Source organism: Rhizobium sp. C1 (genome assembly GCF_021026335.1).
Taxonomy (GTDB): domain Bacteria; phylum Pseudomonadota; class Alphaproteobacteria; order Rhizobiales; family Rhizobiaceae; genus Ensifer_A.
On record NZ_JAJNCY010000004.1, the window covers coordinates 22,428 to 34,496 of the forward strand.

Genomic DNA, 12,069 nt, shown 5'->3' on the forward strand with positions numbered 1-12,069 from the left:
AAAAGCAAGAAAGCGACCTAAAAGAGTGTCGTAAATGAGATATTATTATCCAGCAAATAAAATAACAACTATTAGAATAGGATTTGCGTATATTGAACAATTTTAGAGAGCTTTTTGAGTTCCGCCACGATCCCAGCGCGCGGGAAGGGCACGTCAATAAAAGTAAGTGAATTCTAACGAAATACGCGCGACTTCATGAAGAAAAGTTGGAAATCACTGAATTGCTACCCCCGGCGCAATAAGTGTGCGTCCCGAACTCCCGCGCGCCGGACCGCTCCGCTTCCTGACGATTTATCCGAAGCTTGCCTGGAAACTCGTCGCCGTCAGCTCGACATGAGCCTCGAGAGGCGGACGCATTTCAAACGCCTTCGGCGCACGCACGAAGTCGTAGAGCCGGAACAGATACCACTCGTCCCGGCGAGCCTTCGCCACCTCTAGCTCGTTTCTGGATATGTGAAACGGCGTCCTTTCCCAGCCGTTGGTCGTCTTGACCTCGATCAGGCGCTCCCGGCCGTCCGGCGTAAAGCTTGCAATATCGTACCCAGCCCCGTCACCGTCCTCCTTGGATACCCAACGGACACGGCTTGCAAGGTCCGCGCGGCCGTTTTGGCGAAGCGACTTGTATTCGTGGTGCAGGACAAGTTCTTCGCCCGCATGACCAAGGGCGCGATTGCGCTCGTCGCGTCCGGCGACATCAAAGCGCCTCGCCACCGATTGCAATTGTTCTAGCTCGTCCGGGGGCGGCGTGTTGCGCAGCGTCGGAGCGATCCCGACGAACAGAGAAGGCGGCTCTGCCAACTCAGACTGCCTGACAGGTTGGATGCTCGTTTCCCATTCAGGGTGCCTTGCGAGCCATCGGGAAACGGCCTCAGCCAGGGACATCTGAAAATTGAAGAGAGGTTTGTAACCTTCAATGAAAGGTAGCCCGAAACCTTGAACCACAGCCGATATATTTCGCAGCTTGAACTCCACAGATGCATGATTGCGTCCTGTCTGATCCTGGAGCAAGCGGTTCGTCGCAGCCTTATTGTAGCGCCTTGCTAAAAGCTCTTCCTGGAGCATCGAAAAATAGCCCGCCACAACGGCGTCATTCTCGAGATCTGACCAAGCGTTTGCACTCATCGTCACAACCTACTTCGAGCAAATCGAACTGTCTTTCGGAAAATGCAATGCCTTATCCAAGGGTGTCCCCGGACATAAGGCTAAACTCGAAAGTGGCAGACGCCAAAGCGGAATTTATTTCCGCACAGTCACGGAATGGACACCTCCAGCGACCCCGAATTTTGCCGACCGATTGGTGTTCTGCGAGCACCACATCAGGCAGCCGAGGAGACACCAAAACAAGGCCCTTGAGATCTTGTATCGTGCTCTGTATCGTTGGCGGTATCGAAATCGCGCAGATTTCTCAGTGCCTTGTGGCAAGTTATTGGAATCTTTGTATCTGGAGGAGAGTCCCACCCTCTCCGCCATGATCCTTCAAAAAAGCTCGGAAATGCTCAATCGCCTTAGTTTTAAGGATTTGTAGACCGCATCTTTGGTACACAAAGGTGGTCCACATCGTCATCAAAATGACTCGCCCATCCAAGCGTCCCAAAACCGGTGTTTATGAATTTCGCAAACGCGAGGAAAAGGTCAACCTTGGCACCCGCGATCCTGCAGAGGCAAAAGTTGCCCACGCAAGGGTCTGGGCTGAAGTAGAGGCGCGATGGTCTCAGCTTTCAAAAGGTAGCATTTCGCTGACATTCAAGCAGGCCGTAGGAATGGTAGGCGAGACATATCGCGAATTCGTCAATGCAAATGGAGACTGGCCAGCCAAGGCAAGTCCGCATATGCGGATGTTTGCCAAGGAAAAAATCGGACATTCCGAAATCTCTTTTGTCGGCGGATAAAGACGCGTCTGCGGTACTTGTTCAGAAACTGATATCGCGCGCGAGGACAGAAATCGCAAATCCTGCTGAAATGGACGCGTATTTCAGAAATCGCGGTATTCTGCTCGATCGCGAAAGCTGTCAGCGTTTGCGTAAAGAAACTTCGCGAGCGATGGCTGAGGCCCGTCATCAAGTCGGCAAATACACGGTCGGTGACCATGGCACGGAGGAAAATGCGAAGCGCTTCCCCCCGCTCGCCCCCACCCCAAAGGCGATGGGCAGCGGCCCAGATCATCTGCAAAATAAAACACTCGGCGCTGATCAGCGCTTCAAACACGGCCCACTCCTGCGCCGTAGCAGCCTCAGCCGTCGCCAGTTCGGCAGCTTCTTCAGAAATGCTCTAACTCACGCCCCGGGTTTCCACGCTGCTTCCGGTCAGATGTTTGCGGACATAGAAGCCGTTGGGGATCGCTTCCTGCACCAGCGGGACGTGGGATATGAGACCGACGGCGCGGTTCTGGCTGACGAGGGCACCGAGGACCTGCAGAACGATATCGAGCGTTCCGGAGCCGTTTTCGGTGTCGAGGCTGCCAAATCCTTCGTCGATGAAAATCGTGTCGAGGCGCACCTTTCCGGAAGCGCTTTCGACGACGTCGGCCAGGCCCAGCGCCAGCGCCAGCGCGGCAATGAAGGTTTCTCCGCCCGAGAGCGTCGCCGTCGGGCGCGCCTTGCCGGTATGACTGTCGAAGGCCTGGATGCCAAGGCCGCGGCGGCCGCGTCCTCCACCTTCGACATCGCGCTCCAGCCGGTAGCGGTGCGAGGTCATGGGACCGAGGCGGATATTGGCGGCGGCAAGAACCTGATCGAACATCGCGCCGATCGCAAAGGTCTCCAGATCGAGCTTCTGCGGATTGTCGCCATTGACCAGCGCCGCCAGATTTCGCAGCGGGCCCGATGCGGCTTCCGCCGCGTCGAGTTTTTGCAGCGCATAGACCAGTTCGTCGCGCAGCCGGATGTGCTGATTGAGAAGATGTTCCGCGCCGGTGCGGCTTTCCACCGCCGCCCTCATCCGCTGCTCGGCCTCGTGTCTCCCGATCTCGAGCGTCGCGACGTCAGGGCGCTCCAGACCGGCAACGAGGGCGGCCGCCTTGACTGCGGCATCCTCGGCCGCCGCAATCTTGCGACGATAGGCCTCGACCCGGCTGCGATCGGCTTCAATCGTGTCGAAAAAGCCCTTCAGTTGGCGATAGTTTTCCTCCGACAGCCCCGCTTCGGCAAGGCGCGTTTCAAACATCACCGCAGACCGGCGTTGCCGCTCGGTGGCGGATTCAAGCGCAGTCGTGGCCGCCTCCAGATCCTTTTCGGCTCTCAGGGCCGTCTCGCGGGCAGCGATCGCTGCCTTTTCCGCCACCTCGCCCGCATTCACGCGCGCCGTCAGTTCGCGCTTTGCGCGGGTCTGCCGCTCGGCAAGGCGCTCCCTGTTGCGCAAATCTTCAGGCACATCAGAAAGCATCTCGTCCAGCGTGGCATGCAACGCCGCAACATCTCGTGAGCGATCGCTCCATACGTCGCGAAGGCGAAGGAAGTCGGCATCACAGGCCTGGGCTTCCATGCTCAGACGTTCGATCTCACCGTCAAGAGCGGCAATGTCGACCTCCGGTCCCAGCGCGCTCAGCGCCGCCTCCGCACCGCCTGCCTGCGCCTTCAGGTCGCCGGCCGCCGCCTCTGGCTTTGCGAGGCCCGTCAGCCGCTCCTGACGATCCGAAAGCACGCTTCTGGCGGCCGCCAGCGCCTGTTCCGCGGCGCGTGTTTCCGCGCTGGCTCTCTGCCAGGCCGCTCTGCTGTCGCGAAACGCCTGATCGAGACCGGCATGTTCGACCGTACCGCTGGCCGGCATCGGATGATCGGTCGCCCCGCAGACCGGGCAGGGCTCGCCCGGCACCAGCCGCGACGCCAGATGAAACGCCTGAACCTCGGCAAGCGCCTGCTCCGCCGCTTCGAACGTCTGCTGCTGCCGCTGTTCGAAACGCAAGGCCGCCTGCTGTGCCGCAACCTTTTCCTCCACCAGCCGGGTTGCGGCCGCGATGTCGCGTTCGGCCCGTTCAAACGTCTCCGCGACGCTCAGCGCGGCGCGAAGAATTGCCAGGCGCGATTCGATTTCGCGCTTTTGCGCATCGTTCTGGCGGGCCAGCATCAGCTTGCCCGCCAGCATCTCGCGGCGCTTGCGCTGGTCGTCGATCCGGGCTTGCACGGCACGGCAGGCGTCTTGCGCATCCTGCTCCGCCACCTTGGCCTCTGTGAGCGACCGGGCGACGCCATCCGCACGGTCGAGAGCCAATGCGAAGCGGCCCAGTATTTCAAGGTTATGCCGCAAGGCGTCGAGTTCGCCGGATCGGGCGCGTTCCGCGTCAAACGCGTCTGCGGCAGCCTTTTCCCGTGCCTTGGCATGATCGAGAGCGGCCACTGCGGCTTCACGCTTCGAACGGGCGTTGCGCATTTCCGCGGTGCTTTCGGTGGCCACTTGTTCGGCATCGCGCAGAAACCGCGCGCGCTCTGCCTGTGCGGTGCGGGCCGCCAGCGCATCCATCTCCGCCTTGCCTTCCAGCAGGCTGGCAAGAAACGCCTGCGCATCCTCGCGATCGACAAATTGCCGCTCAAGCGTTCGTGCCTGCTCGAGCCGGGTCTGCGCCGCCGCCCATTGCAGCCGAAGTCCGTCTTCAATCTCGCGCAGCGACAGGCAGTTGCTCTCGGCCTCGGCGATGCCCGCGGCCAGCGCATCCGTGCTTTCGAAGCCTTCTGAGGCCAACCGCTTGGCGCAAAGCTCGCGCTCGGCGATGACGTGGCTTTCCGCCTCGGCCGAATCCGCCTTCAGCCTGGCGGCCAGGTTGCGGTAGAGCGAGACGTCGAAGAGATCGCGCAGGATTTCCAGCCGCTCCTTCGTCTTGGCCGCCAGAAACTTCTCGAACCGCCCCTGCGGGAGGAGAACGATCTGCCGGAACTGGCTGGCGCCGTAACCCAGAAGCTCACACACGGCCGCATCAACGAGACCGACCTTCTTTTCAGCGATGATCTTGCCGCGCTGCTCGTCGGTGATCGCCTCGAGAGACAGACCCGTCGCGTCGAACAGAAAGGCCTCGTGTGCGCTCCGGGTCTCGCCGTCGCCACGCTGCTTCGGTCGTCGCTGTTCAGGGCGACGGAAGGCCACGAAGCGCTTTCCGCCGATGTCGAAGACCAGTTCCACCTCGGTCAGCAGGGCTGCATCCGCGTGATCCGAGCGCAGCGAAGCCGGCTCCTGATCGTCCTTGGCCGCCTCTCCGAAGAGCGCGAAGGTCATGGCGCTGAAAATCGTCGACTTGCCGGACCCGGTCTGCCCGTAAATGCCAAAGAGGCCAGCATCCACGGCCTCGCGAAAATCGAGAACGACCCGCTCCGGATAGGGCCCGAAGGCCTGCATGGTCAGCCGCAGAGGTCTCATGCCGTTTCCTCCGCCTGACGCAGATCATCCAATCCACGCGTCACGATATCCCGCTCACGATCGGACAGAGCTTCCTCCCGCACGAAGGCGAGAAAATCGCTCATGACCTCCAGAGGATCAGCGACCTTCGCGCGCCCTCCTCCCAGCGCCTTCATCTCCGGCGCGCGCTGATCCCGCTCGTATCTAAGCTCGCAGGCATTGGGAAAAACGGCCCGCAACCGTTTCATGCCGTCGATGACCGGCGCATCGTCTGTCAGAACGACCTTGACGAAATCCTCCGAGGGTTCAGCAAGAAGCAGCTCTGCGTGCTTTCCCTTCACGGTTCGAACGCCACGCAAGGGCCTGAACGGCAGTTCTTCGATCGTCACATCGCCGGCACTGTCGATCTCCACAAGGCTCATCGATTTCGCGGCGCCGGCTTCATCGAAGCCCAGAGCAAGCGGCGAGCCGGAATAGCGGATATGCGCAACGCCCACCGCCTGCGGCCGGTGCAAATGGCCCAGCGCGACATAATGCGCGCCGGCAAAGATCTCCGGCGAGACGGTCTCCACACCGCCCACGCGCACCAGCGGCCGCTCGCTTTCGCTGACCGCGCCGCCGGCGACGAAGGCATGCGCCACCACGATCCAGCGCGCACCCTCCGGCACATTGTGCCGCGCGGCCGCCACCTGCGCCTTCAGCACATCCTCCGGCGTCAGCATTGCTTCGTCGGCAAAACATTCCCGCGCGGCATATTCGTAGCTGAACGGCAGGGCGGAAAAGGCCACGCGTCCATAGGCGTCCTCCAGAACAAGCGCCCTCTCATCGGCGCTGACAGCGCCCCGGATCAGCGCGCGTCTGGCATCCGGCATGATCGACATGGCGGAGATGCGGTCGGCAGAATCGTGATTGCCGGCAATCATGACAACGGCGGCATCCGTCTCCTGTGCCACCCGCGTCAGAAAGCTGTTGAACTGCCGAACGGCGCTCGCCGGCGGCGCGGCGCGATCATAAATGTCGCCGGCGATGATCAGCACATCGGCGCGATGATCTTTCACGGCATGAACGATCTGCCCCATAACCTCTGCCTGATCGGCGTCCAGAGAAATTCCATTGAATTGACGCCCGAGATGCAGGTCAGCCGTATGCAGGATTCTCATGAAATGTCGTCCGCCTGATGATGAGATACGCCGGGACACTCGGTTGAGCAAAAATCGCGCCGCCGATCAACGCCAAAGAAGGGCATGAACAGGAAGTTTAGCAGATCGCGAAACAGGGTCCAGCAGCGCGAGCCGGAACCCTTTCGGCCCTGTCAGACACACGACCGTACGCAAGCGACGAAGAATCCATGGACAAGAAGAAGGCAGAATTGTATTGGCTCCAATTATATGGGAACCAATACAATGTTGCAAACATCTGAGAACACCGAAGCCAAGACGATACTCGATGGCCTGCGGCGGATCGTGCAGGCGCTGCGGAAAGCCTCTTCCGAGGCGGGTAGCCAGCAGGCACTGACTGCGGCACAGATCTTTTTGCTCCGCACGCTGCAGGCCCATGACGGCGCCTCCGTCAATGACCTCGCAAGCCTGACCCACACGCACCAGAGCAGTGTCTCGGAAGTTGTCGCGCGGCTGGAGGCGAAGGGATTGATCGACCGCCGGCCGGCACCCGCGGATCGCCGCCGCGTCGAACTTCGCCTCACCGAAGCCGGTCAGGCGCTTGTCGCCCGGCAGGGCCGCACACCGCAGGAGGACATGCTGCAGGCAATCCAGACGCTGCCGGCAGAGACGCGTGCGGCGCTGGCCCACGGGCTGAGCGCCCTTGCCGCCGCCGTCTCCTCCTCGGGCGATCCGCCACCCCTCTTCTTCGAAGGAAAGGACGTTGAATGAGCGCGCACGAGATCGAAAAGGCGTCCACAACACCCGGCCTGCCGCTGACGGCCGGGCTCGGCCCCCTCATCGAGAAGGCAGAGATGGAGCGCCATCCCCGAGCGCTCGACGGTCGCAGCCTGCTGATCTGCCTTTACTGCATGGCCATCGCAGCCGTCGTCGCCGTCATAGCGCGGTTGCTGGTTCTGCTCATCGGGCTGATCACCAACCTCGCTTTCTACGGCCGCCTCGCCACGGATCTGGCCTCGCCGGCCGGCAACACGCTGGGGCTCTGGGTGATCGCAATTCCTGTTGCCGGTTCGCTCGTCATCGGCGTGATGGCGCGCTATGGCGCGAAGGCCATCCGCGGCCACGGCATTCCGGAGGCGATGGAACAGGTTCTGACCAATGACAGCCGCATTCCGCTGCGCATGACCTTCCTGAAACCGCTTTCCGCCGCCATTTCCATCGGCACGGGCGGCCCCTTCGGCGCGGAAGGCCCGATCATCGCCACCGGCGGTGCGCTCGGCTCCGTCTTTGGGCAGAAGGTCCCTATCTCGGCGGACGAACGCAAGGTGCTGCTTGCCGCCGGCGCAGCCGCCGGCATGACGGCCATTTTCGCCACACCCTTCGCGGCCGTCATGCTCGCCATCGAACTGCTCGTCTTCGAATTCCGTCCCCGTTCCTTCGTGCCGCTGATGCTCGCCGCCATCACGGCCTATCTCGTGCGCCCCTGGCTCTTCGGCGGCGAAGCCGTATTTCATGTCCCGCAATTTCTCCCCGCAACCCCGGCCGAACTCCTCTCCTACGCCGTCGAGGGGCTTTTGATGGGACTGATCTCGATCGTCATCGTCAAGTCCGTCTATGTCATCGAGGATCTGTTCGAAAAGCTGCCGCTGCACTGGATGTGGTGGCCGGCCATCGGCGGCCTCGCCGTCGGCATCATCGGCTATTTCGCCCCGGCCACGATGGGCGTCGGCTATGACAATATCGACCGCATTCTGAGCGGCAATTTCGTCGGCGTGACGATCGCAGCCTTCTGCGTCCTGAAATTCGCCTCCTGGTCGCTGGCGCTCGGCAGCGGCACATCCGGAGGCACGCTTGCGCCACTGCTGACCATCGGGGGCGCGTTGGGGGTGCTGATCGGCGAAGGACTGTCATCGCTGCGCATGGTTCTCGATCTCAGGATGGCGGCGCTGGTCGGCATGGCCGCCTGCTTCGCCGGTTCCTCGCGCGCGCTGTTCGCCTCGATCGTCTTCGCCCTGGAGGTCAGCCAGCAGTTTAACGCGCTGATGCCCCTTCTGGCCGCCTGCGCCACAGCCTTTCTCGTCTCGGCCGCAACCATGCGCACGACCATCATGACGGAGAAACTCGCCCGCCGGGGCACACACGTGCCATCGGATTACGTGGCGCATCGCCCCTGACGGCGACGCGCACAAAATCACGCAGCTGCCACGGCAAAGGCGGGCATGGCCTCGCCTTTCGCGACCGCCGCCATGAACTGCCGCGCCGTGTCCAGCGCCTCGCGGATGGTGACGTCCATGTCGAGATAGCGATAGGTGCCCAGCCGTCCGGAAAAGGTGACGCCCCGCTCCGCCCTCGCCTTCCCGGCATAATGCGCCAAAAGCGCCTTTTCCTGAACGAGACGGATCGGATAATAGGGCGTATCGCCAGGTTCGCAGGCGCGCGCATATTCGCGATAGCAGATTGAGCCTTCGTGTTGCTCCCAGGGGGCGAAATGCTTGTGCTCGGTGATGCGTGTGTAGGGCACGGACGCCTCACCATAATTCATCACAGCACAGCCCTGATAATCGCCCTTGAAGGTGAAGCGCTCGAAATCGAGCGTCCGATAACCGAGCCTGCCATCCTCATAGTCAAAGTAGCCATCGAGTGGACCGCTATAGAAAACATGGGCATAGCCGCGCGTCTGGACGCGATGAAAAGCCGTCCGCAGATGCAACGTGATTCCCGGATGGTCGAGAATGCGTTCCACCATTGCGGTATAGCCGTTCTCCGGCATGCCCTGAAAGCGGTGGAAGAAATAGTTGTCGTCGTAGTTGAAGCGCACGGGCAGGCGCTTGAGGATCGACGCCGGCAGTTCGGACGGTGCACAGCCCCATTGCTTACGGGTATAGCCCTCGAAAAACGCCTCATAGAGCGCCCGCCCGACAAAGCGCAGCGCCTGCTCCTCGAAGCTCTGCGGATCGGTGATCGACGTATCAGCCTGCGACTCGATAAAGGCCCGCGCCTCCGCGGGCCGCATCGCCTTACCAAAAAACTGGTTGATCGTGTGGAGATTGACGGGCAGCGCATAGACTTGCCCCCCGACCGTCGTCTTCACCCGGTTCTTGTAGGGCAGGAACGTCTCGTAGCGGTTGACGTAATTCCACACGTCCTCATCGTCAGTGTGGAAGATATGCGGCCCATAGACGTGCACCATCACGCCCGTCTCGCCGTCACGCTCGGTGTAGCAATTGCCGGCAATGTGGTGGCGGCTGTCGAAGACATCGACCTCGAAACCCGCCTCTGCCAGCTCGCGGGCAATGACCGCGCCGGTCAGTCCCGCGCCGACAGCGGCGATGCGGCGGGGCGAACCCGTCATCGACGCGCCGCCTCCGCCGTCCAGAGCCGGCTGTCGAAGGGAATGGGCGCGAAATCGTGCTGGGCGGCAAGCTTTTCCAGATATTGCGCCCGATAGGCTGCATCGTCCTGATAGACGAGATTGGCCTGCACCAGCTCGGCGCCGACCTCGTAGTAGACATCGAGGTTGCGCAGATCCGGGACGGGTGTCTCGCCCCGCTCGGCCTCCTCCTGCATCTCCCAATAGATATCCTCCAGACGGCGCGCGAGGCCCGGCATGTCACGCAGCACGCTCGTCTCGCGCCGCGCCGCCAGCTGGTCGCGCACCGCCTGAAGCGCCTTGCGCTCGCGACCATAGGCAATGGCGCGCGCCACATAATCCTGCGGCCCGCTGCAGATCAGCTCCGGCAGACCTACCGCATGGACGATGGAATGGCAGAAGCGCGCGGCAAAGGTCTTGCCCGGATAGGTCAGCACCGGCAGCCCGACGGTCAGCGCATCCGCCGCCGTCGAATGCGCGCCATAGGGGAACGTATCAAGGAAGAGATCGGCGACACCGACCCGGGCCAGATGCTGCGCATTGCCGGCCTTGGGCGCAAAGATCAGCCGCTCGGCCTCGACGCCCGCCACCTTTGCAAGATCCCGCAGACGCTGATCGACATTGTCGCCACCGGTCAGCAGCCAGAGCACGCTGTTCGGCACGGCGGCAAGAATCTGCATCCACTGGCCGAAGGTCGCCTGCGTGATCTTCTGCATGCCGTTGAAACAGGCATAGACAAACGCCTTTTCCGGCAGGCCGGCCTCCTTGCGTGACGGCTTTTCGGCGATGAAGCGCTTGCGGTCGACGGGTTGCGTGCAAGGAATGTATTTGATCGCTTCGGAATAATAGACCCGGTTCTCTTCCGGCACGACCAGCTCGTCGGTGATCATATATTGATGGAAAGGGCTGCCCATCGAGCCCGGATAGCCGCAGAAATTGACGATGACGGGCGCCGGCCGATAGGCGAAGATGCGGGTTCGCGCATGCTTCGTATAGCCGTTGACGTCGATCAGGATGTCGATGTCGTCCGCCGCAATCTGCCGCGCCGCCGCCTCGTCCGTCATCGGCCCGATCTCGCGCCAGCAATCGATCGCCGCCTTCATGCGGTTCTGCGTCGGATCGTTCGCAACAGGATCGCCGCAGTAATAGGCGTAGACTTCGACCCGACTCTTGTCGTGCAGTTCCAGCACCTCGCGCAGCGCAAAGCCGACGGCGTGGTCGCGCAGATCCGACGAGACATAGCCGATGCGCAGCCGTGTCCCCGTGCCCGATTTGCGGGCAACACTCTTGCGCGGATGCCCGCTCGTATCCGGCCGGCCGACCAGCGACTTGTTGTAGCGATAGGCCTTGGCGAGCTGAAAGATCGGATCGTCGGCATAACTTCCGAGCGCAAGCGGCGACAGCGCATCGATCAACTGCCTGAGCGAAACATGTTCCGAAGGCGTCAGGATCGGCCATTTGCAGAGCCGCTGGCGGATCGCGCTCCAGTGCTGGCCGGTTTCGAGCTTGTCCGGCCTAAGCTCGATGGCCTGCCAGAGATAGGGCTCGGCATCCTCGAGCAGACCGGCATTTTCCATCACCCGGCCGATATGCTGCAACACCATCACCCGGTGGCCCACCTTGTCGGGCGTGCTTTCCGCCGTCAGGTCGATGAAGCTGCGCCATTGCTGGATCGCCAGAACGCCTAGACCCGCATCTTCATAGGCGCGTCCCAGATTGATCTGCGCCTGCCCGAATTTCGGCTCGACCATCAAGGCGGCGCGCAGCGCATGGATGGAGCCGGTGAGATCGCCTGCCTGGCGCAGCGTCACGGCATAGTTGAAATAGACGAGATGCGTGAGCGGATGCGCTTCGTTATAGGCAAGCCACGCCTTGTAGACTTCGACAGCCTCGGCGCGCGCGCCGGCCGCCGAGCGCGCCTCCGCATAACCGAACAGATCGGTCACCGAGAGACGCTGCATCCGCGCCAGCTCGATCATCTGCACGAAGGCCGCTGCTGCGCCGGATGTCTGGGTTTGGCCGAGATTCATGAATGCCCTCAAGTCCGTTCATCGCACTGCGCCATTTGTCTGGCTTGGAGGATCATGAATAGCCTTGGCGCTCCGCCTGAAGCAACCGCATGCGGGGAACCTGCTGACGGCTATCACCCGATATTTTGTCACAGTGCCGCCGGCACATCCACAACGCAAGCGACGCGTCTTCATTCAGACGAGACCCGCGTCGGTCAAAAATAATCACCCGGAGACCGCGCGGTCTCCG

Annotated in this window: 8 protein-coding genes; 3 read left to right on the plus strand and 5 right to left on the minus strand. The window is 61.8% G+C overall.

Features of this window, described 5'->3' with window-relative positions:
* Positions 1 to 291: 291 nt before the first annotated feature.
* Complete coding sequence (locus LQK83_RS10365; RefSeq protein WP_230837341.1) at positions 292 to 1,122, minus strand: DUF3883 domain-containing protein; 831 nt, start codon at positions 1,120 to 1,122, stop codon at positions 292 to 294.
* 425 nt (positions 1,123 to 1,547) lie between these two features.
* Here LQK83_RS10365 and LQK83_RS10370 point away from each other — a divergent pair, with 425 nt between their 5' ends.
* On the plus strand, positions 1,548 to 1,889 hold the full coding sequence (locus tag LQK83_RS10370; RefSeq protein ID WP_230837342.1) for a hypothetical protein: 342 nt from the start codon (positions 1,548 to 1,550) through the stop codon (positions 1,887 to 1,889).
* Positions 1,890 to 2,268: 379 nt separating this feature from the next.
* On the opposite strand, the gene LQK83_RS10375 is transcribed toward LQK83_RS10370, so the two are convergent.
* Together LQK83_RS10375 and LQK83_RS10380 are read right to left on the minus strand one after the other, a co-directional pair.
* Positions 2,269 to 5,343, minus strand: a complete 3,075-nt coding sequence (locus LQK83_RS10375; protein WP_230837343.1) for an AAA family ATPase — start codon at positions 5,341 to 5,343, stop codon at positions 2,269 to 2,271.
* The gene (locus LQK83_RS10380; RefSeq protein WP_230837344.1) at positions 5,340 to 6,482 is read right to left on the minus strand and encodes an exonuclease SbcCD subunit D; all 1,143 of its coding nucleotides are present in this window, start codon (positions 6,480 to 6,482) and stop codon (positions 5,340 to 5,342) included. Before LQK83_RS10380 ends, LQK83_RS10375 begins: the two co-directional genes overlap by 4 nt.
* Before the next feature lie 243 nt (positions 6,483 to 6,725).
* Here LQK83_RS10380 and LQK83_RS10385 point away from each other — a divergent pair, with 243 nt between their 5' ends.
* Both LQK83_RS10385 and LQK83_RS10390 read left to right on the plus strand, forming a co-directional pair.
* Complete coding sequence (locus LQK83_RS10385; protein WP_230837345.1) at positions 6,726 to 7,211, plus strand: MarR family winged helix-turn-helix transcriptional regulator; 486 nt, start codon at positions 6,726 to 6,728, stop codon at positions 7,209 to 7,211.
* Positions 7,208 to 8,614: a chloride channel protein gene (locus LQK83_RS10390; protein ID WP_230837346.1), complete on the plus strand. Its 1,407-nt coding sequence runs from the start codon at positions 7,208 to 7,210 to the stop codon at positions 8,612 to 8,614. The genes LQK83_RS10385 and LQK83_RS10390 overlap by 4 nt, the downstream gene beginning before the upstream one ends.
* Before the next feature lie 17 nt (positions 8,615 to 8,631).
* Here LQK83_RS10390 and LQK83_RS10395 read toward each other — a convergent pair whose 3' ends face one another.
* Both LQK83_RS10395 and LQK83_RS10400 read right to left on the minus strand, forming a co-directional pair.
* On the minus strand, positions 8,632 to 9,792 hold the full coding sequence (locus tag LQK83_RS10395) for a UDP-galactopyranose/dTDP-fucopyranose mutase family protein (RefSeq protein ID WP_230837347.1): 1,161 nt from the start codon (positions 9,790 to 9,792) through the stop codon (positions 8,632 to 8,634).
* Entirely contained in the window at positions 9,789 to 11,840 is a 2,052-nt protein-coding gene (locus LQK83_RS10400; protein WP_230837348.1) for an O-linked N-acetylglucosamine transferase, SPINDLY family protein, read from the minus strand. Before LQK83_RS10400 ends, LQK83_RS10395 begins: the two co-directional genes overlap by 4 nt.
* Positions 11,841 to 12,069: the final 229 nt, after the last annotated feature.